Raw genomic sequence first — 22,256 nt, 5'->3', positions numbered from 1 at the left:
CCGCGCCTGACCATCGACAAGGTCGGCTCGCTCAACGACGCGGACGGCGACAATGTCATCGATCCCGGTGAGACGGTGGACTACACCTTCAAGGTGACGAACACCGGCACGGTGACGATGACCAATGTCACGGTCAGCGATCCGAAGCTRGCGGCGGCGGGGCTGACCATTGTCGAGSCTGCGCAGACGCTGGCGCCGGGTGAGAGCTTCACCTTCCATCTCTCCGGCAGCTATCAGCCGGAGCAGGCGGAGATCGACGCTGGCAAGGTGATCAACACCGCGACGGCGACGGGGACGACGCCCTCGGGCACGTCCTATGAGAGCGACCCCGATACCGAGCAGGTCCCGCCGGATCAGGCGCCCGGGCTTTCGCTGCGCAAGTCGGGTCAGCTCAAGGACACGAACGGCAACAACCTTGCCGATGCGGGTGAAGAGATCATCTACACCTTCGTGGTGAAGAACACCGGTGCGGTGACGATGACCAATGTCACCGTCAACGACCCGATGCTGACGCGGAACAACCTGACGGTGACGCCGGGTCCGCAGACGCTTGCGCCAGGCCAAGAAGCCATCTTCACGGCCACCTATACGGCCAAGCAGGAGGATATCGACGGCGGCAAGGTGGAAAACACCGCGACCGGCGCCGGTACGCCTCCGGGTGGTGATACGCCAATCGAAAGTCCGCCCTCGACAGTCGTCGTGCCGCCGAACGAGGCGACGGGTCTGGAGATCCGGAAGTCGGGTCAGCTCAAGGACACGAACGGCAACAAGCTTGCCGATGCGGGCGAAGAGATCGTCTACACCTTCGTGGTGAAGAACACCGGTGCGGTGACGATGTCTGGTGTAACCGTCAACGATCCGATGCTTGCGCGCAATGGCCTGACGGTGACGCCGGGTCCGCAGACGCTCGCCCCAGGCGAAGAAGTCATCTTCACGGCGACCTACACTGCCAAGCAGGAAGACATCGACGGCGGCAAGGTGGAGAACACCGCGACCGGCACCGGCACGCCTCCAGGCGGCAATACGCCAATCGACAGCCCGCCCTCGACAGTGGTTGTGCCGCCGAACGAGGCGACGGGTCTATCGGTGCGCAAGTCCGGTCAGCTGCAAGACACGAACGGCAACAATCTTGCCGATGTGGGCGAAGAGATCGTCTACACCTTCGTGGTGAAGAACACCGGTGCAGTGACGATGACAGGTGTCACCGTCAATGACCCGATGCTGGCACGCAATGGCCTGACGGTGACGCCCGGCCCGCAGACGCTTGCGCCGGGTGCAGAGGCCATCTTCACGGCGACCTATACGGCCAAGCAGGAGGATATCGACGGCGGCAAGGTGGAGAACACCGCGACCGGCATCGGTACACCTCCGGGTGGCGGCACGCCGATTGACAGCCCGCCGGACACCGTCACGGTTCCCCCGAACGATGCGGCGGGCCTCGAGATCCGTAAATCTGGCGAGCTTAAGGACGCGAATGGCAATGACCTTGCCGATGTGGGCGAGGAGATCGTCTACACCTTCGTGGTGAAGAACACCGGCGCGGTGACGATGACCGATGTCACCGTCAACGATCCGATGCTTGCGCGCAACGGCCTGAAGGTAACGCCGGGACCGCAGACGCTCGCGCCGGGTGAGGAAGCTGTCTTTACGGCGACCTATGTGGCGAAGCAGGAGGATATCGATGGCGGCAAGGTGGAAAACACCGCAACCGGCACCGGCACGCCTCCTGATGGCGGCACCCCGATTGACAGTCCGCCGGACACGGTGATCGTCCCGCCGGATACGTCGACGGAGCTGATCATCGAAAAGACGGCGACGCTCGATGACCAGAACGGCAATGAGCTCATCGATCTGGGCGAGACGATCCACTACACCTTCAAGGTGACGAATGCCGGCAAGGTGACGATGACCGACGTCACGGTCGATGACCCGATGCTTGCCGGGAGGGGCATCACCATCACGCCGGGACCGCAGACGCTCCAGCCGGGTGAAAGTTTCACCTTCGAGGCGAGCTATCGGCCGACTCCGGCGGATATCGAGGCGGGATCTGTGGTCAATGTGGCCACCGCCATCGGCGCGCTGCCAGACGGCAGGTTGTTGCGCAGCTTGCGCGACGAGGCTGCCATTCCGCCGGCCAAGCCGTCCACGCTCGAGGTCGTGAAGACCGGCAAGTACAACGACAATGACAATAATGGCTATGCAAGCCTGGGTGACACCGTCACCTACAGCTTCACCATCACCAACACGGGTGATCAGGTCATTACCGATGTCTCGCCGGTCGATGAAGGCCCGACCTTCAACGGCAAGCCGGCCGCGGGCAAGCTTTCCGCCTTCGAGCCGGAAAGCGTGACGCTGCCGGCGCATGGCTCGCAGGTCTTCACTGCGACCTATGCCCTGACGCAGGAGGATATCGACAACGCCGCCGGTGTGGAGGGCCGCATAGAAAACTCGGCGACCGCCAAGGGAACCATCGTTGGCGGCGGTGAGGTGCCCTCGACCACATCGACCTCGAAGGTGACGATCCCGTCGGTTCAACCGTCGGATATCACGATCATCAAGCAGGCTGGGCTGCGGCAGATCAAGCGTGGCGAGAAGGCGCCGTTCACCATCACGGTGACCAACCATTCCACGCGCAATGCGGGCCGCGTCAGCGTCACCGACACCATCCCGGCGGGTTTCCGTTACGTCGAGGGGTCGGCGACCATCTGGTACGAGGAGCCTGATCGAACCGATCCGGTTGAGATCAAGCCAATCGTCAAGGGCCGGCAGGTGCGCTTCGACGATGTGGAACTCGGTCCCAACGCGGTGGTGAAGATCCGGCTCTCGATGCTGGCGCTGAGCACGGCCGGGCCGGGCAAGCACACCAACAAGGCCATTGTCCACACGCCCGATGGCGAGCCTCTCGCTCCGGAAGCGCGGGCCGATGTCGAGATCATGATCGAGCCGGTGTTCGATTGCGGCGACATCGTCGGCAAGGTGTTCGATGACGTCAACCGCAACGGCTATCAGGACAAGGGTGAGCCGGGCCTGCCGGGCGTGCGCATCGCCACGGTCCGCGGCTCGCTGGTGACGACGGACAAGCATGGCCGCTTCCATGTGGCCTGCGCCGACCTGCCCGACAACCGCATCGGCTCGAACTTCATCATGAAGCTCGATCCGCGCACCCTGCCTGCCGGTTACCGGCTGACGACGGAAAACCCGCGCGTCATCCGCCTGACCGCCGGCAAGATGTCGACGCTGAACTTCGGCGCCTCGATCGGCCGCGTGGTCCGTCTCGACCTGACGGACGCAGCCTTCGAGCCAGGCACCACCATCCTGAAGCAGAAGTGGCTGAAAGGTCTCGACCGCTTGTTCGAGGCGCTCGAAAGCGAGCCGTCGACGCTGCGGCTCAGCTATGGCGCGGCTGCGGATGCGGCCCTTGCCCGCGAGCGTATCGAAGCCCTGGAGGAGGACATCGCCAAACGATGGAAATCGGTCAGGGGCCGGTACGAACTCAGCATTGAAACCCGTGTGGAGGCAGGTCAATGAGAACGGTGACGTCATCCACCTTCGCCCGCGTGATCCTGAGAAAGCGTAGCCTGCTGCTGGCAGGCTGCGCCCTAGCCGCGGCCCATGCGGCGGTCATCGAAGCGCATGCCGAGGACCCGCTGCGCGGCAAGGCGCTCGATAACAGCGCGGTCAGCAATGTCGCACCCGCGCCCAACACCGAGCAGGAAAGCGCAGGCGAGGAAAGCGAAATCTCGTTCTCCATCAGCGTGGACGGGGAGACGCTTGCCGAATCCGGCAAGAAGACGGAACCCGGCAAGACCCAGGCCGACAAGCAGCGCAGGACCGATACCGGCCTTGCCGCCGTCGACATTCAGGTGAAGTTCGACGGGCTCGAGGCCAAGCCGATCCTCAACGTTTCGACCACGCCGATCCGCCGCGCCTATAAGGCCGGCGAGACAGTGCGCTTCCTTGCGACCTCGAACTATCCGGCGTTCATTACGCGCTCGGAAATCCGCATCATCGAGGCGGACAAGCCACTGCGGGACGACCCGGTGGCGACCATTCCCGTCGCCATCAATGGCGAGGCGGAATGGGTGATGCCGGAAACCGAGAACGACAAGACGCGGTTCAAATATGTCCTGCGCGTCTATGATAACGAGGGCCGGTATGACGAGACGCTGCCGCGCACGATCGCCCGCACCGAGAGGGAACTGCCGAAGGAAGACACCAAGGTCACCGACGCTCCGGCGCCGGGCATGGGCGAGGACAATACCGGCTCGCGCAATATCCAGGTGAACGGCGGCGCGGTGACGGTCTATGGCCGCAATGTGCCGGAAGGCTATCAGGTGAAGGCGCTGGACGGCATCGTGCCGCTCGACAAGAACCAGTCCTTCGTGGTGCAGCGCATCCTGCCGCCGGGCGACCATAATGTCGATGTCGCGGTTCTGGGCTCGGCCAAGGGCAGCGCGCTGGATTTCAGCCGCCAGATTAACATTCCTGATAATGACTGGTTCTATGTCGGCCTTGCGGACTTGACCGTTGGCAGGCGCATGGGCGACGCGAAGATCGAGGAAGTCCGCCCGGGCGAATATGACAAGACCTACACCAAGGGGCGACTCGCCTTCTATGTGAAGGGCAAGATCAAGGGCAAATATCTGCTGACGGCGGCGGCCGACACGCGCGAGAGCGAGATCAAGGATATGTTCCGCGGCCTCGACGACCGCGACCCGCGCAGCCTCCTTCGCCGCATCGATCCGGATGCCTATTACCCTGTTTACGGCGACGACTCGACCATCATCGAGGATGCGCCAACCAACGGCAAATTCTATGTGCGGCTGGAGCGCGGTGACAGCCATGTGATGTGGGGCAATTACAAGGCCGCCATCGCGGGCACGGAATTCATGAATTCCGAGCGCGCGCTCTATGGCGCGAGCGGCGTTTACCGCTCCGAGGCGGTGACCTCGTTCGGCGAGCGGCAGACGGAGGTCAATGTCTACGCCGCCCAGCCGGACACGCTGCCGCAGCGCGACGAGTTCCTGGGAACGGGCGGCTCCGCCTATTTCCTGAAGCGGCAGGATATCACCACCGGCTCGGAAACCCTGACCGTGGAGGTACGCGATCAGGTGACCGGACAGGTGCTGGAGCGCAGAAACCTCGTCTATGGCGAGGATTATACGCTCGATTACCTGCAGGGCGTGGTGATTCTGAAGCGGCCCCTGTCGTCATCGTCAGGTACCGGCGGCGCGATCCGCGAGGGCGCGCTCGGCGGCAATCGCATCTACCTCATCGCCCAATATGAATATACGCCATCCGCCGGCGAGGTCGACGGTTATGTCTATGGCGGCCGGGCGCAGCATTGGTTCGATGAGAAGGTGCGCGTCGGCGTCACCGGCATGAACGAGACGACCGGCGAGGCCAACCAGCAGGCGGTGGGCGCCGACATCACCATCCGCCATTCGGAAAAGACCTTCCTCGAAGCGGAGGTTTCCCACTCCAAGGGTCCGGGCTTCGGCCTGTCGCGCTCCACCGATGGCGGCTTGACCATCGACGACAATCCCACCACCGGCTCGCGTGACCGGGCGGCAACGGCCTGGCGCACCAAAGGCCAGATCGACCTCGAGGATATTACCAAGAGCGGCATCAAGGGCACGGTCGGCGGTTATTACGGAGAAAAGCAGGCCGGCTTCTCCACGCTCGCCGAGCAGGTCGCCGTGGACGAGCGCATATGGGGCGCCCATGCCGATCTGGAACTGACCGAGGACACCGACCTCAAGCTCACCTATGACGACTATAAGGAGGGGCGTGACCTCGACTTCTACGGCAACGAGACGGGCGGACGGACCAAGCGCAAGGGCGAGGCGACCGTCAGCAAGCAGTTCGATGAACATTGGAAAGCGTCGTTCGGCGTTTCCTATACCGAGCTGCGTTCGCCCATCGCGGTCCGTTCCGGCAAGAGCGGCAATGATGGCGAAAGGCTCGATGCGGGCGTCAAGCTGGAATATGCGCCGGATGCCGATCACAAATATTACGTCTTCGGCCAGGGCACGCTGTCGCGCGATGGCGATGTTCGCCGCAATGACCGGCTTGGCGTCGGCACCAAGTTCCAGTTGACTGAAAAGATCGGGCTGGAAGGCGAGATCTCCTATGGCAATTCGGGACTGGGCGGGCTCGCGGCCATCAACTATTCGCCCACAGCCGACGATAATTACTATTTCGGCTACAGGCTCGACCCCGACCGCGCCTTCGATCTCGACCGCAGTTACGACCTCGACGGCGCCGACAAGGGCACCTTCGTCCTCGGTATGCGCCGCAAGCTCGACGAGTCTCTGTCGGCTTATGCGGAGAACAATTACGATCTCTTCGGCCGCAGGACCTCGCTCACCAAGACCTATGGCGTCGTCTATACGCCTGATGCGATGTGGACCATCGATGGCGGCTTCGAGGCCGGCACGGTCGAGGACGACACGACGACCACAATCGTCAATTCCGACGGAACGGCCACAACGACCGAAAATTCCGATTTCGACCGCAAGGCGGTTTCGCTCTCGGTCGGCTACAAGGACGAGGAGCGCGGCATCAACGCCCGTATGCGCGGCGAGGTGCGAATTGAGGATTCCGGCGACGGCACCCGCGACCGCAACACCTATCTATTCGCTACGGGCCTTTCCTGGAAGACCAGCGAGGATTGGCGCTTGCTCGTCAATGTCGATACGGTGCTTTCGGATTCATCCGGGGAGAGCTCGTTCAACGACGGCGACTATGTCGACGCTTCCATCGGCTATGCCTATCGCCCTGTCGACAATGACCGGCTGAACGCGCTGTTCAAATATGCCTGGGTCTATGATCTGCCCGGAACGGACCAGGTCAGCGCCATCACCGGCGATGAATACGGCCCGGCGCAGCGCAGCCATATCCTGTCGGCGGACTTCACCTATGAGCTGATGCCCTGGCTCTCCATCGGCGGCAAATACGGCATGCGCTACGGCCAGGTCCGCGAAAGGCTGCTGGACGGAGACCGCGAGGAGTTCTCCGAGTGGTATACCTCCTCGGCCCATCTCGGCATCGTCCGCGCCGACCTGCATATCGTCAAGAACTGGGATGCGCTGGTCGAAGGCCGGGTGCTGCATATGCCGGAGGCGAAGACCACCGATTATGGCGCGCTCCTCGCCGTCTACCGCCATGTCGGCGAGAACTTCAAGGTGGGCGCGGGGTATAATTTCGGCGTCTTCTCCGACGATCTGAGGGATCTGACCCTTGATGACCGGGGCGTGTTCCTGAATGTGATTGGGAAGTTCTAAGGCTTCCTGAATACAGCACTGTCTGCTCTCAACCGCAGCGGCCAAGAATTGGTCGCTGCGGTTTTTTTGAGCCGTAGCGCGCAATTGGCCGGCTCAACCCGAGAGGGCTCCCTTCTTGCAAGAGTTGTCGAACCGGTCAGGGCAACTGCAGCACGTTCAGCAGATCATCCCGAACCGCCGCCACATGCTCCGCAAGGAAGCGTGCGGCGCGGTCGAAGCGGCCCGACCGGCATAGACGGATAAGCTCGGCGTGCTCTTCCATCGCGCGCTGCATCGCCGCCGGATTGGAAAGCTGAATGCGGGTGTAGCGGTTGCTTGTCTGGAGGAGAGAGGCGACGATTTGCTGCGTGCGCGGCATGTCCGCGCGGATATAAAGCGCCTGGTGCAGCTCCGCATTCAGCCTGCCATAATCATCGACGGCATTGCCTGCAATGGCGCGGATGTAATTCTCATGCCGCTCCTCGATGCGCGCGAAATCGCTTTCGTTGAGCTTTGGAGCCGACCCCGCAAGCAGGCGTGGCTCCAGGAGGATGCGAAGTGCGAAGACGTCATCGATCTCGGTACGTGAGAGCTCCGAAACCACCACGCCCTTTTGCGGCAGAATCTTCACCAAACCTTCCGCCTCGAGTTGGAACAGCGCCTCGCGGATCGGGATACGGCTGACGCCATAGGCCTCGGCCAGCGCCTCCTGGCGCAGCTGCGTGCCCGCTTCGTAACGGCCCGACAGGATGCCTTGCCGGATCTCTTCCAGCAGGGCGCCTGAAAGCGTGCGGTGTTTGAGCGACGGCTTAGTCTGCTGCATCGGTGAAAACCTCAAAGCATGAGTTCAGAAAGTTCCCGTCCGATAAGCGCATGCGGCTAAAACTCTCTTGACATCAAAAATGTATAAAATCTACGTTATAAAAAAACTAGGGAACAGGGATGCAATCAACAACAAATTCAACCGAAGCGCGATCTATAGCGCCTGTCCGCTTCGTGGTCGGCCTTTCCGAGGCTGTGCTCGCCTGCGAGAAAGTGGTGGTCGGCGCGTTGATGGCGCTGATCCTCGCGTTGATCCTGCTCAATGTGGCCACGCGCTATGGCGGGATTCCGCTCTATTGGGTGGACGAGGCCGCCGTCTATGCAATGGTTTGGCTTGCCTTCATCGGCGCTTCCGCCCTGACCCGGCTGCGGCTCGATTTTTCGGTCACGCTCCTCTCGGACAAGCTCTCCGAGGCGAATGCCCGCCGGTTGCGCGCCGTGGCCAGCCTCTTCGGCGCTGTCTTCGCGCTGGCGCTCGCCGTCATGTGCTGGCGGTGGATGGACCCGGTCGGCATCGCCTCCGCCGGTTTCGACGCCAAGGCCTATGCCGGCGCGACGTTCAACTTCCTCTACACGGAGCAGACGCAGACGCTGCGCTGGCCCACATGGGCCGTCAGCCTGGTCATCCCGATCTTCGCCGTGACGATGCTAGTTCACACGCTCGCCAATTTCCTGGAGGATCTCGGCCTGTCGGCTCCCCGCGCGCATCCGGGCTTCACCAACGCGGAAGGGGTCAACTGATGGTAACGACGGGCGCTTTCATCTTGCTCATGCTGGTCGGCGTGCCTATCGGCCTCTGCCTTGTGCTTGTCAGCATGGTCTACATTCTCGACAGCGGCAATCCGCTGCTGTTCGACAGCATGCCGGTGCAATTGTTCGGCGGCGTCGACAATTATGGCCTCATCTCGATCCCGCTGTTCGTGCTGATCGGCGAGGTGATGAATGGCGGCGGCATCACCCGCCGCATCATCGATATGACCATGGCCTTCATCGGCGCGCTGCGCGGCGGGCTTGCCTATGTGAACCTGTTCGCCAACATGTTCGTCGCTTCCATTCTCGGCTCCGCCACGGCGCAGGTCGCCATCATGGCGCAGATGATGGTGCCGGAGATGGAGAAGAAGGGCTATGACAAGACCTTCGCCGCGGGCCTGACCGCCTATGCGGGGATGCTGGGGCCGATTATTCCGCCTTCGATCATGTTCGTCGTCTATAGCGTGCTGGCGCAGGTGCCGGTGGCGAACATGCTGATGGCAGGGCTGGTGCCCGGCGTGTTGCTGACGGTCCTGTTCTGCGTCGTGATCGCACTGATGGGCTTCGTCTACAACTATCCGAAGGGGGAAAGCCTGACTCTAGCGGAAAGGGCGCGGATCGTTCTTAATGCCCTGCCGACGCTGCTCGTGCCTATCATCATCGTCGGCTCCATCCTCGCCGGGATAGCCAACCCGACCGAGGCTGCCGCCGTGGGTGCGGTCGCAGCCTTTCTTGTCGGGCGCTATTGGATTGGCGAACTCTCCTACAAGCAATTGCCGATGATGCTGCTGAAGGCAGGCATCTATTCCGCAGTGGTGCTCTTCCTCGTGGCGGCGGCCGCGGTGTTCTCCTGGGTGCTCGTCTATGGGATGGTGCCGCAGAAAGTGGCGGCATGGGTGCAGACCGTCGCATCCGATCCGGTCACCTTCATGCTGCTGGTCAACGTCATCCTGCTCGTCATCGGCACAGTCATCGACGGCGCGCCGGGGCTAATCATGACGGTGCCGATCCTGCTGCCCATCGCGACCGAAATCTACGGCATCGATCCGGTGCATTTCGGTGTGGTGGTCGTGATCAATCTGGTGCTGGGCTTCCTGTCGCCGCCGGTGGGCCTGTGCTTCTTCGTCGCTTCCGCCGTTACCGGCGCCAAGCCGGGCAAGATGTTCATCGTTACGCTGCCCTTCTTCTTCGTCGCGTGCCTGCTGCTCGTCCTGCTTTCCATCTTCCCGAAACTTTCAACCGTTTTTGCCGGGTAAGCCGACCAACCTCCAGAGGGACAAACCAATGACTATAACCCGTAGAAATCTCATCCGCACCGCCTCCGCCGGCGCCGCGCTTCTCGCCATGCCGTCCATCGTCCGGGCGCAGGAGAAGCGGACCTTCCGCCTCGGCATCACCACGCCGCCCGGCCATCCCTGGAACAATGCGGCGCTGAAAGTGGGCGAGGCGCTGAAAACGGAAACCAATGGCCGTCTCGACCTCGCCGTTTTTCCCGCCAACCAGCTCGGCACCGAGGCGGCGATGATGCAGCAGATGCAGGCGGGCTCGCTCGATTTCGGCTGGATCATGACGGCGGAGCTGGGCTCGCGCATTCCGTCCATCGCCGCCATCAATGCGCCCTGGGTGGTGGATTCCACCGCCAAGGTGGCGAAGCTCGTGCGCGATCCGATCGCCATGAAGCTGCTCGACGTGCTGCCTGCCGAGACCGGCACCATCGGCCTCGCCTGGGGCATCACCACCATGCGCGTCGTCTTTACGGCGAAGGAAATCAACGGGCTTGACGATCTCAAGGGTATGAAGCTGCGCATCAATACAACGCCGGCCTATAAGGATTTCTACGAACTTCTCGGCACCGCGCCGACACCGATCCCGACGCCGGCGGTGTTCGACGCCATGTCCAATGGACAGGTGGACGGGCTTGAAGCGGATCTAGATTTTTCCTGGAACCAGCGCTTCGACAAGGTGTCGAAGACAATGCTGAAGATGAACGCCATCTTCATGCCCTGCGTGGCGCTCGCGTCGGGCCGGGTGTGGAAGGGGCTGCCCGAGGCCGACCGCGAGCTGATTTCTCGCTTGACGAAGGCGGCGCTCGATGAACAGATCGACGCAACCGTCGCCAATGAGCCGAAGCGGCTGGAGGAATTCGGCAAGGTGATCGCCATCAAGGACGTGCAGGTGGCCGATACGGGCAAGATTATCGCCGAATACGACAAGATCTGGTTGCCGAAAGCGCCCATATTGGCGGATTTGAGAAAAGTCGGCGCGACGCTTTGAGGTAGTTCTCTGCGATATACATGGGATATAAGAAGGCCGCTTCGGGAGAAGCCGGAGCGGCCTTCTTTTTGAGCAAATCACGCGAGGAATCATGACCGACACCGCCATTCTCTCTGTTGCCGAACTCACCGGACTGGTGGAAGAAATCTTCCTAAAGGCAGGGTGCAGTAAAGAGCAGGCTGGCGCGCTCGCGCGCGTGATCGTCGCCGGGGAGCGCGACGGCTGCAAATCGCATGGGATTTACCGGATCGAGGGCTGCGTGCGCACGATCGAGGCCGAGAAGGTCGTGCCCGATGCGGTGCCGGTCATAACTGAGGACGATAGCGCCATCATCCGGGTCGATGCGAAAGGCGCGTTTTCCAATGCGGCGTTCGAACTCGCCCTGCCGGTCCTGGTAAAGCGCACGCGCGAATTGGGGCTGGCGGCGATGGTGATCAATGATTGCACGCATTTCGCGGCGCTCTGGCCGGAGGTGGAGGCGATTGCGGATGAGGGGCTGGCAGGCATCGCCATGTGCCCGAGCTATGCCGTTGTCGCGCCGGCGGGCGGGCGTGAGCCGCTTCTGGGAACGAATCCATTCGCCTTCGGCTGGCCGCGCGAGAATGATCATCCTTACGTCTTCGATTTCGCCACCAGCGTGGCCGCGCGGGGCGAAATAGAGTTGCATAGGCGCGCGGGCAAGACCCTGCCGGAAGGCTGGGCACTCGACAGCGAGGGCCAGCCGACGACCGATCCGGAGGCGGCGCTCGCGGGCGCGATGCTTCCCTTCGGCGGACACAAGGGGTCGGCCATTTCCACCATGATCGAGCTCTTGGCCGCCGTTATGATCGGCGACCGGATGAGCACGGAAGCGCTGGAAGTTTCAGGCACAACAACGCTGGCGCCGAACCATGGCGAACTGATCATCGCCTTCGATCCGCAAAAATTCGCCGCCGGGCGGAAGGGCAACCCGCTCGCCCACGCGGAAACCCTGTTCGAGGGCATCATAGGGCAGGGCGCCCGCCTGCCGTCGCAGCGCCGCTTCGCCGCGCGCGCGAAATCCATGGCAGAGGGGATAGAGCTTTCAGCGGCGGAAATGGAGCAATTGCAGGCGCTGCGGAGATAATAAGATCGCCCCTCCTTCCCCCTTGCGGGGAAGGTGCCCGCGTTAGCGGGCGGATGGGGATGGTGACGCATGGCGCTTTCGCCGGAGAAAATAGCGCAAACGTCACCACCCCCACCCGACCCTTCGGGCCACCCTCCCCGCAAGGGGGAGGGGAGGCGCGCGGCTCGTTTACGCCGCCATCTTATATTCCGGTTGCAGCGACTTGCTCCAGCCGGCGTACCACTTATTGAACAGCTTGAACTGCTGCTCGACATATCCGCGCTGGCTGTCGCTCAAAGCGTCCGTTTCGTTGAAGTGCAGCGTATATTCCTTGTCGCCCTTCAGCACCATCATGTGCTTGAAATAGAGCACCAGGTCCGGCCCTTCGTCGAAGGAGGAGAGCACGGCGAGCGCGGCTTCCAGCTCCAGCGCCAGGCGGCGGGCTTCGAAGTCGCCCTTTGCGGCGGCTTTGGAAAGGGCGCAGAGATGCAGCACTTCCTTCGGCAGGACATTACCGATGCCGGTGATGGCACCCGTCGCGCCGCAATTGACGAAGCCGTGGAACACCGCCGTATCGACGCCGACCATCAGCGTCACCTCGTCATCGCGGCTCGTGATGTTTTCCGCGGCATAGCGCATATCCGCCGGGCCGCCGAATTCCTTGAAGCCGACGAGATTGGGGTGCTCCGACCGCAGCGCGAAGAAGAGATCGGCGCGGGTGGCGAAGCCGTAATAGGGGCTGTTGTAGATCACGGCCGGAAGATCCGGCGCCGCCGACAGGATCGCCTTGAAATGCGCCTTCTGGGCAGAAATGACCGAGCCGCGCGACAGCACGCGGGGGATGACCATCAGGCCCTTGGCTCCGACCTTCTGCGCATGGGCCGCATGGGCGACCGCCTGCCTGGTGTTGACCGCGCCCGTGCCGACGATGACAGGGATGCCGGCCTTCGTCAGGCGCTCCACACCTTCCATGCGCTGATCATCGGTCAGAAGCGGCCAATCGCCCATCGACCCGCAATAGACGACGGCGGACATGCCGGCGGCGATGAGTTCCTGCGCCTTTTTCACCAGCGCGTCATAATCGGGCGTGCGGTCCTCCTTGCAGGGCGTCATCAGCGCGGGGATGCAGCCGGAGAAAATTTGAGCCATGGGGGTCTCCATAGATTGTATGATTGCAGGGTAGGGGCTGGAGTCTCCTCCCGCCTGTCCGCTCACCTTACATCATGTATAATATTTGTCGACAAGATAATGCCCGAGCGCGGGGCGCTCAATCCAGCGAGATCGAGCGGGTTGCTCCACGCGAAACCATGCTCTGAATCTGGCTCACGATCTGGTCGGCATGGGCGAGCGCCAGGCGGTCGCAAGCATTGATATCCCGCGCTTCTATCGCCTCAATCATCTGCTCGTGCTCGGCGACATAGCGTTTCGGCAACTGATCATTGAACGAGGAATAATAAAGCCGCAGGATCCGCTGGTCTTCATCGAGGAGGCGGCAGAAGAGGCCGGTGAAATAGCGGTTACGGCCCGCCTCGGCGATTGCCGCATGGAACTCCCGGTTCGTGGCGATCATTGCGAGCGCGTCCTGCCTTTCGACCGCGCGGGCGAAATCCGCCTGCCGCGTGCGGATGATTTCGAGGTCGGCGGGTGTGTGATATTCGCCGGCGAGCCGGGTCGTCACGCGATACATGAGCGTCAGCGCGTCGAAGAAGGTATGGAGGTTGATGAAATCGATGCTGGCGACGATGGTGGACCGGTTGGGGAGCGAGGTCACCAGTCCTTCTCCAGCGAGGCGGACAAGCGCCTCGCGAATGGGTGTGCGCGACATCTCCAGCCGCTCGGCCAGCTGGTTTTCATCGATGGGGCTTCCGGGCGCCAGCACGAGATCGAGAATTTCCTCCCGCAGGATCTCGTAGACATATTGCGCGCCGGAACCGCGTTTGCGTTCTCTCGCAGGCTTCTCTGTCATGGCGTTCCTTCCAGATCGCGCGGCTGATTCAGCGTTTCATAGCATCTGTTCGTGCGGCCGGTCCATTCGGCCTTCCGGCGCATCATTGTGTCTTCTGGTGAGACAATGCAGGCCGGTTACCGTTACTAATCGCCGTCGTCTCCGCCGCTTAAGTTTCACGGCGGACCCGGCCACGCTCCCAAGGTCCATGAATGAAGAGATTCAAATCCTGGAGATAAAAATGTACACGCGAAGAACTATTTTGCAGGGGGCCGCCGCCCTCGCCGTCGCAAGCACGGGCTTGGGGAGCACCGGCGCGGCCCTCGCGAAAGCGCCGTTCCAGCCATTTCAGGCGCCGGGCTTCTACCGACTGCCGTTCGGACGCTTCGAGGTGACAGCGCTTTCGGACGGAACCGTCCCGCTGGTCCTGCCGGAGCTTTACACCAACACCACCAGGGAACACGCGCAATCGGCGCTCGGCGCGGCCTTTCTGGAGACGCCGACGCAGACCTCGGTCAATGCCTTTTTGGTGAACACCGGCGACCGGCTGGTTCTGATCGATGCGGGCACCGGGACCTATCTCGGGCCGACGCTCGGTAAGCTCCTTACCAACCTCAGGGCGGCGGGTTATCAGCCGGACCAGATCGATGACATTATCCTCACCCATATCCATACCGACCATTCCGGTGGCCTGAGCGCAGGCGGCAAGCGGCTTTTCACCAATGCGACGCTGCGGGTGAACCAGCGTGAACTCGATTTCTGGCTGAAGACGCCGGTAGAAAAGCGGCCCGCCACCGCACCGGCCCAACATTTCAAAGAAGCGAAGGAGAGCTTGCAGCCATATCTCGACGCCGGCAAGGTCGAGACCTTCGCCGACAGCGCCGAAGTGCTGCCCGGCATCGGCTCCATCCTGCGTCCGGGGCACACGCCGGGGCATAGCTCCATTGTCATCGAGGATGGCGGGAAGAAGCTGGTCTTCTGGGGCGACATCACCCATGGCGATGTGCTGCAGTTCGATGAGCCGGGTGTTGCGATCGAATTCGATGTCGATCAGAAAAAGGCGGTTGAGACCCGCGCTGTCGCCCTGGAAGAAGCCGTCCGGGAAAAATATCTCGTGGCCGGCGCGCATATCGCATTTCCCGGCATAGGCCATGTGCGCCGTGACGAGACGAATTACGATTGGGTGCCGGTGAACTATTCTGCCCAGTGAGAAACGGACAGCGAATAGGACTCCACATACCTATTCGCTATCCGTGCCCTTATCTCCCAGATCCAGCCGGGGCGCGAGGAAGTCCAGAAACGCCTTGAGCTTCGGCGGCTGGACCCGGTTGCGAGCCCTCAGCGCATAGAGGGTAAATTCAGGGCCGGACCATTCGGGCAGGACGCGGATGAGCCTGCCTGCGGCGACATCGGCCCTGACGCGCATGTGGTTCGTCAATTGCAGTCCGTCACCCGCCAAAAGAAGGCCGTGCAGGCTCTCCGGATCGCCGGCAACCGCTACGGGACGGACCGCAAAATCGCTGTGCGATCCATCCCGCCCGAGCGGCCAGGAAGGAATGGGCCGGTCGAAATAGATCTGCGTGACCAGACAGGCGTGGTTTTCCAGCTCCGACGGGTGGGCCGGCATTCCCCACCGTTCGATATAGGAGGGGGCGGCGTAAATTCCTTTCGGCAGGGTGCCCAGCCTTCGTGCCGTCAGCGAGGAGGAGGCCGGCAGCTCTCCGTTCCAGATGCGGAAGGCGACGTCGATATCCTTGGCGATGATGTCGGTCACCTCATGGCTCAGGAACAGATGCGGGAAGACATCGGGATAGGCTTTGCGGAAGTCCGAAAGGATCGGCATCAATATCTGCGTGGAAAACCAGTGCGGCGCGGCGATCCTTAGCCAGCCGCGCGGATGCTGCTGTATTTCACTGACGGCGTTCTCCGCATCCTCGATATCCTTCACCAGCTTTTCGCAATGCTGGAAGTAGATCGTCCCCGCCTCGGTGAGCCTGATCGCCCGCGTCGTCCGGTGCAGCAATTGCGCGCCCAGCCGCTCTTCAAGCTCCCGGACCTTCCTGCTGATCTTTGTTTTCGGCGTCTTCAGCACCCGGGCGGCGGCGGTGAAGCTTCCCTCCTGCACCACTTTCACGAAAGCAAGGGTATCGCTCAAATCGCGCAGCATCTAGATCTCCGAGACGTCTAACATAAAGAGACTGTTCTATAGGCATGTCGATACGGTCGCAAATCGTCTCGCTTCAGATCGAGGGCATTGGTATAAGGGCCGCTTGATCTGAGCAGCGCCGTCCGCTTATGCCGTTCGTGTAATCGGACGCCGGAGATTCGTGGAGCGCTAGGATGACAAAGACAGACATGAACTGCGTTGCGCTGATCACCGCGAGGGGAGGTTCCAAACGCCTGCCTCGCAAGAATGTGCTGCCGCTCGCCGGCCGCCCGCTGATTTCCTGGTCGATTAAAGCCGCGTTGGAGGCAAAGCATGTAAGGCGTGTGATCGTCTCGACGGACGATCAGGAAATCGCCGAAGTCTCCCGGAGCGCTGGCGCGGAAGTGCCCTTCATGCGCCCGACGGAACTGGCCGGTGACCGGTCGAGCCACTATGGCGTCGTTGAGCACGCTATAAACTGGATAGAAGAGGATGAAAGCCGTCTTCCCGACGTTGTTCTGCTGTTGCAGCCGACGTCACCCTTGCGCACCGCTGAAGACATCGACGGGCTGCTCGATCGCATGAAAGACGAAAGGGCGGACAGTGCCTTTACCGTCTCCCCCGCGCGAGACCATCCCGCTTACCTGTTCCGGCTCGATGAGCAGCAACGCGCCTCCCCGTTCATGCCGATCCCGGCCGGTTATATGCGATCGCAGGATATGGAGCCGTTATATCGCGTAAACGGCGCCGGCTATGCCTTGCGCCCAGAAACGTTCCGCCAGCGGGACAAGGTTCTGGGCGACCGGCCCGTCGCCTATATCATGCCGGAAGAGCGTTCCATCGACATCGACAATGAGCTCGATTTTCTCATCGCGGCGGTATTGTTGGAACGCTTCGGAGGAGGCCGGACCTAACCGCTTCTTCCGGAAAAACAACTCGACCCGTTACATTCGCTGGTCAAGGTTGAGCGCGGAAGCTCGATGGGTTTCTAGGAAAGCCGGCTCCAGCTTTGCGATGAGCCGTTTCACCGCCTCCTTATCCGCTGCAGCGCCACGGTCGATGCCCAGAACGATACGTTCGAGCGCTTCAACCATGGGCGCAACCTGACCATTTCTGGAAGCGATGTATCTTATGCTGTCGATATTGGAAAGGCTGGTCGGCTCGGCGCTTTCCCCCTCGGCTATGAACTCCTCATACGGCTTTTCGCCCGCGGTATCGCCGGCGGTGAGGATCAGTGGCCAGCGGCCGGCGGCGATTTCGCCGGCGCATTTCGCCTTGGCCTCCGCTTCATCGGTCATGACAGTGGGTTCGTAACCGTGGTGCCGGATAAAGCGCTCCGCGATCTTCTCAAGCTCGACAAGATTGGTTTCGGGGTCGAGTTTCGGCACCGCAACATGCCGGTTCTGGATGAGGAGGCCGGCGAGCGTGCAAATCTCGCCTGACTCGGCGAGGCTGACGAAATACCGGCGGATACCTTTGGGGCAGGCAATCGGCTCGCGCCGTCTGAACCGGTTCTGGAAGGATTCCAGCAGCGACCCGTTGGAGAAGGCCACGTTCGCGAAGCGCGCTGATGTCACGGGCCCGGTGAGATCTGCAGTATAATCATCCGCGAACATCACATGCTCCATGATGCGCTTGGTAGCGCCCATGAAGGAGCTGGGATTCGCGGCTTTGTCGGTGGAAACCGAGAAATAGCGTGCATTCTTGCTATAGGCGGCAATCCACCGCATCAGCCGTGCCTGCTTGACGATATTGGTGTCCAGCATCTGCAGGATGGAATACTCATCCTTCTCGGAGCGGACATGCTTGATCGCCGCGAAGTTGAAGATGAGATCGTAAGGCCCCTCGTGCTCCAGAAGCCTTTCCATGGCAACGGACCCATAATCGAGCGGCATGGTGCGCATATCAGCGACATCGGCGGTCGCCGGAGAAGAGCGAAACTGGCGAACGAACTCGGCAAGACCGTTTTCATTCTGATCCACAACATGAAGAGATCGTGGGCGATATCGGGAAAGCGTCAGGACTGTCTGGGAACCGATAGAACCAGCGGCGCCGATGGCAAGAATGCGCGTCCCCCGTATCGCATCGGAAAGAAGATGCCGGTTCTTTTCGATATCAGGAGCGAAGAGGGATTCCGGGCGCCCCGTAGCGATTTCGGCGAGCGAAGTCATGCGCATTCCCCCATACGCTGTTCCGTTGTCAAAAGAGATTTGAGCGTGTCGATCACTTTGGCCTGTTCCTGCGCAGTGAGCGAGGTGGAGCAGGGCAGTGTTATGATCCGCGACCACAACCCATCGGTTACCGGCATATCCTCGCGCGGTGCGCCAAGATAGGGCGTCTGAAGGTGGACGGGCTTCCAGAATGGACGCGCTTCGACACCTCGTTCACGCAGACCGAAGCAAAGCTTCGCCACGCTGGGCAGACGGTCATCTTCGAGGACAATTCCCGAAAACCAATAGGTGCTCTCCCCTCGGGCAGGCACGGGGAAGGCGCTTACACCGGCAACGTCGGCAAAAGCCGCGTCATAGCCGGCTCTGATGCGGCGCTTCGCCTCCAGGAATTCATCCAGGCGCTGCAATTGGGCGCAGCCCACGGCGGCCTCGATATTGGTCATGCGGTAGTTATAGCCAACCTCGTCATGGTCGTAATCCGGGGATATGCGCGCGGTGGAGGACAAATGCTTTACACGTTTCACCAAGGCCGAATCCGGGCCGGTAACCGCTCCGCCGCCACCGGAGGTGATCGTCTTGTTGCCGTTGAAAGAATAGGCTGTCAGATCGGCCAAAAGCCCGATAGGCCGATCCTTGTAGGTTGCACCGATCGCTGCGGCGGCGTCGGCGATGAGACGGAGACCGTATTGCCGCGCGATCTCCCTGAAAGCATCCATGTCCGCAACGGTGCCAAGGGTATAGACGGGCATGATCGCGGAAACGCGCCGTCCGCTGGCTTTATGAATGAGCTCGCCGCCCCGCCGCTCCGTTTGGGAAGCCAGTGCTGCCGCCACCCGTTGCGGATCGAGCGTCCAATTGTCCGGGGCGATATCCATGAGCCAGGGACTCGCGCCGCAATGCGAGATAGCGTTTGCGCTCGCGATAAAGGTGAAGCTTGGCAGTATCACCAGGTCGCCGGGACGGATATCCAGGGCGACCAGCGCAAGATGAAGCGCTTGCGTGCCGCTACCCAGCGCAGCCGCGCTCTCCACACCGGAACGAGCGGCTATCCCGGCTTCGAACTCCGTTACGAAGCGCCCCACCGTGGATACGAAGTTTTCGCGAACGCATGCTTGCAGATATTCGCCCTCCAGCGACCCGATATTGGGGATGGCCAGGGGTATGAGCGGCTCGTGGGTCATTGCGGACGGTCCTTGCATGGTATGAAAGGCATTACTTGCCCAAAAAATCCTGATATGCCAGAGATACCCTTACATTCAGGATGAAGGGGCCTACACATCAAATGACTGCCGGACATAATGCTCCACATTCGGTCGACTGGGCGTCCAGCGTCTACTTTATCGCCGAGGCAGGCGTCAATCATAATGGGGACCCGGACAAGGCTCTGGCGCTGGTGGATGTGGCAGCGGAGGCCGGAGCGGATGCCGTCAAGTTCCAAACCTTCATGGCGAGCGCTTTGGTGACGGCAAATGCGCCCAAGGCGACGTATCAGGTGCGCAACGACGGTAGCGCCACCACGCAGGCGGAAATGCTGGCCGCTCTGGAATTGGCGCCCGATGTCTGGGAAGCGATTCGTGACCGCTGCCGGCAGAAGGGAATTGCTTTTCTCTCGACGCCGTTCGACTTTGCCAGCGCAGATTTCCTGGAGAGCCTGGGCGTTACCGCCTTCAAAGTCTCTTCAGGTGACCTTACTTATCTTGCGTTTTTGGCCTATCTGGCGCGCAAGGGCCTGCCCATGATCATCTCGACGGGTATGGCCAATCTTGCCGAAACGGAGGAGGCGGTAAGAGCGATCGAGGAGAACGGCAACCCACCGCTGGCGATACTTCATTGCGTTTCGGACTATCCTTGTGATCCCGCCGATGCCAATTTGCGCGTGCTTCCAGTGCTCGAAAAAGCATTTGGAAGGCCGGTTGGCTGGTCGGATCATACGCTGGGCACTGCGACCGGCATTGCCAGCGTGGCCTTGGGGGCGCGGCTGATCGAGAAGCACTTTACCCTCGATCGCACCTTGCCCGGTCCCGACCATGCCGCTTCGCTCGAGCCTGAAGAATTGAAGCGTTTCATCGCGGATATCCGCATCACCGAGAAGGCGCTCGGAAGCGGCATCAAGCGCCCAACAGCAGCCGAGCTCGATACCGCAGCCGTTGCCCGCCGCAGCATTGTCCTGATGGAAGATGTTCATGCGGGTGAGAGGCTGACGGACAGGAATTGCGCAATACGCCGGCCCGGCTCAGGAATGCCGCCCAAAATGCTTGATTTCGTTCTCGGACGGCGGGTGTCATCCGATCTGCCTGCGGGCACGGTCCTCAATCTCTCGCATTTGGATTGACAATGGCGCTTCGGGATAAACGGAAGGTTTTCCTGGCCACGACGAGCCGGGCCGACTTCGGCATCTATCAGCCTGTCATTGCCGCGCTGCGCCAAAGCCTAGACATCGAGGCAAGCCTGTTCGTATCGGGCAGCCATGTCCCTGCCGAAGCGGACGAGGTTGACCGAGCCCGTCATGTCGCCCGGCTCGAGGAGGCGGCCGGCATTCCCGCCGCTTGCGTCGTGCCGATGCCGACCGGAGATGGGACGGCGGTGGACGTGGCCAAGGCGATGGGCGCGGTCACCGCGGGATCGGCCGAGGCGCTGGAAGGCAATCGGCCCGATCTTCTGGTCGTTCTTGGCGACCGCTACGAAATGCATGCCGTCGCGGTGGCGGCAAGCGCATTGCATATCCCCATCGCCCATATTCATGGCGGGGAGGAAAGCGAAGGCGCGATCGATAATGCCTACCGGCATTCGATGACGAAGCTCAGCCAGCTGCATTTTTGCGCGACGGAACTCAGCAGGCGCCGGATCGTGGCGATGGGAGAAGAACCCTGGAGGGTGCATGTTACGGGTGCGCCCGCACTCGATGGGCTAGACACTTTGGAACTCGATGAGCGCCCGCAATTGCTCGCGCGCCTGAACCTGCCTGACAAGCCCTATTTCATGGCGACGTTTCATCCGGAAACCATTGACGTCAACGCCTCCATTCCGGCATTCGAAGCGCTCATCGAGGCGCTGGACCGTTTCAAAGTGACGACAATCTTCAGCAAAGCGAACGCCGACGAAGCCGGCCAAGCCATCAACGCCCGGCTGGAGGCTCATGCCAGACATAAACCCTGGATCCAAATTCGCGATAATCTGGGCCGTCAGGGCTATTTCAGCGCGATGAGCCATAGCGAATTGCTGATCGGAAATTCCTCGTCGGGAATCATCGAGGCGGCGTCGTTCGGGGTGCCGGTCGTCAATGTGGGGCGGCGGCAGGCCGGGCGGGAACGCTCGGCGAATATCCTGGATACATCGGCACAGGCGGACGACATTCATCAGGCAATCGTAAAAGCGACATCTCCGCTGTTTCGCGAAGAGGCTCGCCTGGTGAAAAATGTCTACTACAGCGGAAACGCATCGGCCATTATCCGCCGTGTCCTGGAGCACGTTCGCCTGGACATGGCGTTGATGACAAAGCCATTTTATCTCCCGGAGACCTCAGGGACGGCTTGAGGCGCGGTTCGGCTTGCGGACTGACGCGAAATCGCCGCGTGAGCCTCCTCGGAAGCATCGTCGAACAAAATGCGCTCGGCGGCGCCGTCGAGATCGTCATACTGGTTGGTCTTGAGCGACCACAGGAATGCGAGAAGGCCGAGGCCGCCGAGAAAGAGCGCGATGGGGATGAGAACGGCGAGACTGGTCATTTGGAAGCCTTCTGAGGCATGGGCGCCGGAAACGCCTGGGTGAGGTCCCCAAGCATCCCCGCATTTGTTCGTGC

At 61.5% G+C, this 22,256-nt stretch carries 17 protein-coding genes; 10 read left to right on the top strand and 7 right to left on the bottom strand.

The features are described from left to right. Together ACOWVG_RS15125 and ACOWVG_RS15120 are read left to right on the top strand one after the other, a co-directional pair. Positions 1-3,528: DUF7507 domain-containing protein (locus tag ACOWVG_RS15125; protein WP_420963092.1), on the top strand; the 3,528-nt coding region annotated here is incomplete at its 5' end. Continuing rightward, entirely contained in the window at positions 3,525-7,286 is a 3,762-nt protein-coding gene (locus ACOWVG_RS15120; RefSeq protein ID WP_420963090.1) for a TonB-dependent receptor, read from the top strand. The genes ACOWVG_RS15125 and ACOWVG_RS15120, both read left to right, overlap by 4 nt. Positions 7,287-7,422: 136 nt before the next feature. Here the strand turns inward: ACOWVG_RS15120 and ACOWVG_RS15115 are convergent, their stop codons facing one another. After that, a complete protein-coding gene (locus tag ACOWVG_RS15115) occupies positions 7,423-8,088 on the bottom strand; it encodes a GntR family transcriptional regulator (protein WP_420963088.1) in 666 nt (221 codons plus the stop codon). A gap of 119 nt (positions 8,089-8,207) precedes the next feature. On the opposite strand from ACOWVG_RS15115, the gene ACOWVG_RS15110 reads away from it, so the two are divergent. The 4 genes from ACOWVG_RS15110 to ACOWVG_RS15095 all read left to right on the top strand — a co-directional run bounded on the left by ACOWVG_RS15110 (position 8,208) and on the right by ACOWVG_RS15095 (position 12,216). Further along, on the top strand, positions 8,208-8,828 hold the full coding sequence (locus ACOWVG_RS15110; protein WP_420963086.1) for a TRAP transporter small permease: 621 nt from the start codon (positions 8,208-8,210) through the stop codon (positions 8,826-8,828). Then, the gene (locus tag ACOWVG_RS15105) at positions 8,828-10,093 is read left to right on the top strand and encodes a TRAP transporter large permease (RefSeq protein ID WP_420963084.1); all 1,266 of its coding nucleotides are present in this window, start codon (positions 8,828-8,830) and stop codon (positions 10,091-10,093) included. The genes ACOWVG_RS15110 and ACOWVG_RS15105 overlap by 1 nt, the downstream gene beginning before the upstream one ends. Positions 10,094-10,121: 28 nt before the next feature. Then, positions 10,122-11,111: a TRAP transporter substrate-binding protein gene (locus tag ACOWVG_RS15100; RefSeq protein ID WP_420963082.1), complete on the top strand. Its 990-nt coding sequence runs from the start codon at positions 10,122-10,124 to the stop codon at positions 11,109-11,111. A 91-nt stretch (positions 11,112-11,202) separates the two neighbouring features. Continuing rightward, on the top strand, positions 11,203-12,216 hold the full coding sequence (locus ACOWVG_RS15095) for an Ldh family oxidoreductase (protein ID WP_420963080.1): 1,014 nt from the start codon (positions 11,203-11,205) through the stop codon (positions 12,214-12,216). Between the two features lie 168 nt (positions 12,217-12,384). Here the strand turns inward: ACOWVG_RS15095 and ACOWVG_RS15090 are convergent, their stop codons facing one another. Both ACOWVG_RS15090 and ACOWVG_RS15085 read right to left on the bottom strand, forming a co-directional pair. Then, positions 12,385-13,344 carry a dihydrodipicolinate synthase family protein gene (locus ACOWVG_RS15090; protein WP_420963078.1) on the bottom strand — a complete coding sequence of 320 codons (960 nt, stop codon included), beginning with the start codon at positions 13,342-13,344 and terminating at the stop codon, positions 12,385-12,387. A gap of 118 nt (positions 13,345-13,462) precedes the next feature. Continuing rightward, positions 13,463-14,161 carry a GntR family transcriptional regulator gene (locus ACOWVG_RS15085; RefSeq protein WP_420963075.1) on the bottom strand — a complete coding sequence of 233 codons (699 nt, stop codon included), beginning with the start codon at positions 14,159-14,161 and terminating at the stop codon, positions 13,463-13,465. Between the two features lie 220 nt (positions 14,162-14,381). On the opposite strand from ACOWVG_RS15085, the gene ACOWVG_RS15080 reads away from it, so the two are divergent. Next, positions 14,382-15,350 carry an MBL fold metallo-hydrolase gene (locus ACOWVG_RS15080; protein WP_420963073.1) on the top strand — a complete coding sequence of 323 codons (969 nt, stop codon included), beginning with the start codon at positions 14,382-14,384 and terminating at the stop codon, positions 15,348-15,350. 30 nt (positions 15,351-15,380) lie between these two features. On the opposite strand, the gene ACOWVG_RS15075 is transcribed toward ACOWVG_RS15080, so the two are convergent. Further along, the gene (locus ACOWVG_RS15075; RefSeq protein ID WP_420963072.1) at positions 15,381-16,307 is read right to left on the bottom strand and encodes a LysR substrate-binding domain-containing protein; all 927 of its coding nucleotides are present in this window, start codon (positions 16,305-16,307) and stop codon (positions 15,381-15,383) included. Between the two features lie 173 nt (positions 16,308-16,480). On the opposite strand from ACOWVG_RS15075, the gene ACOWVG_RS15070 reads away from it, so the two are divergent. Continuing rightward, the gene (locus ACOWVG_RS15070; protein WP_420963070.1) at positions 16,481-17,200 is read left to right on the top strand and encodes a cytidylyltransferase domain-containing protein; all 720 of its coding nucleotides are present in this window, start codon (positions 16,481-16,483) and stop codon (positions 17,198-17,200) included. A 30-nt stretch (positions 17,201-17,230) separates the two neighbouring features. Here ACOWVG_RS15070 and ACOWVG_RS15065 read toward each other — a convergent pair whose 3' ends face one another. Then, on the bottom strand, positions 17,231-18,457 hold the full coding sequence (locus tag ACOWVG_RS15065; protein ID WP_420963069.1) for a polysaccharide biosynthesis protein: 1,227 nt from the start codon (positions 18,455-18,457) through the stop codon (positions 17,231-17,233). Further along, the gene (locus tag ACOWVG_RS15060) at positions 18,454-19,638 is read right to left on the bottom strand and encodes an aminotransferase class I/II-fold pyridoxal phosphate-dependent enzyme (RefSeq protein WP_420963068.1); all 1,185 of its coding nucleotides are present in this window, start codon (positions 19,636-19,638) and stop codon (positions 18,454-18,456) included. Before ACOWVG_RS15060 ends, ACOWVG_RS15065 begins: the two co-directional genes overlap by 4 nt. Before the next feature lie 101 nt (positions 19,639-19,739). On the opposite strand from ACOWVG_RS15060, the gene neuB reads away from it, so the two are divergent. Both neuB and neuC read left to right on the top strand, forming a co-directional pair. Further along, positions 19,740-20,789, top strand: coding sequence for an N-acetylneuraminate synthase (neuB, locus tag ACOWVG_RS15055; RefSeq protein WP_420963066.1), 1,050 nt, complete (start codon positions 19,740-19,742; stop codon positions 20,787-20,789). Positions 20,790-20,791: 2 nt separating this feature from the next. After that, on the top strand, positions 20,792-21,991 hold the full coding sequence (gene neuC / locus ACOWVG_RS15050; protein WP_420963065.1) for a UDP-N-acetylglucosamine 2-epimerase: 1,200 nt from the start codon (positions 20,792-20,794) through the stop codon (positions 21,989-21,991). Here neuC and ccoS read toward each other — a convergent pair. Further along, positions 21,961-22,182, bottom strand: a complete 222-nt coding sequence (ccoS, locus tag ACOWVG_RS15045) for a cbb3-type cytochrome oxidase assembly protein CcoS (RefSeq protein ID WP_420963064.1) — start codon at positions 22,180-22,182, stop codon at positions 21,961-21,963. The genes neuC and ccoS overlap by 31 nt on opposite strands. Between the last annotated feature and the right edge of the window lie 74 nt (positions 22,183-22,256).

It is taken from the genome of Brucella sp. IR073 (assembly GCF_049065735.1).
In the GTDB taxonomy this organism is placed as follows: Bacteria; Pseudomonadota; Alphaproteobacteria; order Rhizobiales; family Rhizobiaceae; genus Paramesorhizobium.
This window is presented reverse-complemented; position numbering and strand designations above follow the sequence as displayed.

Excerpts from the sequence above, each read along its gene's own strand:
- ACOWVG_RS15080 (WP_420963073.1), top strand. The coding sequence starts at position 14,382 with ATGTACACGCGAAGAACTATTTTGCAGGGGGCCGCCGCCCTCGCCGTC.
- ACOWVG_RS15060 (WP_420963068.1), bottom strand. The coding sequence starts at position 19,638 with ATGACCCACGAGCCGCTCATACCCCTGGCCATCCCCAATATCGGGTCG.
- ACOWVG_RS15120 (WP_420963090.1), top strand. The coding sequence starts at position 3,525 with ATGAGAACGGTGACGTCATCCACCTTCGCCCGCGTGATCCTGAGAAAG.
- ACOWVG_RS15090 (WP_420963078.1), bottom strand. The coding sequence starts at position 13,344 with ATGGCTCAAATTTTCTCCGGCTGCATCCCCGCGCTGATGACGCCCTGC.
- ACOWVG_RS15095 (WP_420963080.1), top strand. The coding sequence starts at position 11,203 with ATGACCGACACCGCCATTCTCTCTGTTGCCGAACTCACCGGACTGGTG.
- ACOWVG_RS15105 (WP_420963084.1), top strand. The coding sequence starts at position 8,828 with ATGGTAACGACGGGCGCTTTCATCTTGCTCATGCTGGTCGGCGTGCCT.
- ACOWVG_RS15110 (WP_420963086.1), top strand. The coding sequence starts at position 8,208 with ATGCAATCAACAACAAATTCAACCGAAGCGCGATCTATAGCGCCTGTC.
- ACOWVG_RS15065 (WP_420963069.1), bottom strand. The coding sequence starts at position 18,457 with ATGACTTCGCTCGCCGAAATCGCTACGGGGCGCCCGGAATCCCTCTTC.
- ACOWVG_RS15075 (WP_420963072.1), bottom strand. The coding sequence starts at position 16,307 with ATGCTGCGCGATTTGAGCGATACCCTTGCTTTCGTGAAAGTGGTGCAG.
- ccoS (WP_420963064.1), bottom strand. The coding sequence starts at position 22,182 with ATGACCAGTCTCGCCGTTCTCATCCCCATCGCGCTCTTTCTCGGCGGC.
- neuB (WP_420963066.1), top strand. The coding sequence starts at position 19,740 with ATGACTGCCGGACATAATGCTCCACATTCGGTCGACTGGGCGTCCAGC.
- ACOWVG_RS15100 (WP_420963082.1), top strand. The coding sequence starts at position 10,122 with ATGACTATAACCCGTAGAAATCTCATCCGCACCGCCTCCGCCGGCGCC.
- ACOWVG_RS15070 (WP_420963070.1), top strand. The coding sequence starts at position 16,481 with ATGACAAAGACAGACATGAACTGCGTTGCGCTGATCACCGCGAGGGGA.
- ACOWVG_RS15085 (WP_420963075.1), bottom strand. The coding sequence starts at position 14,161 with ATGACAGAGAAGCCTGCGAGAGAACGCAAACGCGGTTCCGGCGCGCAA.
- ACOWVG_RS15115 (WP_420963088.1), bottom strand. The coding sequence starts at position 8,088 with ATGCAGCAGACTAAGCCGTCGCTCAAACACCGCACGCTTTCAGGCGCC.
- neuC (WP_420963065.1), top strand. The coding sequence starts at position 20,792 with ATGGCGCTTCGGGATAAACGGAAGGTTTTCCTGGCCACGACGAGCCGG.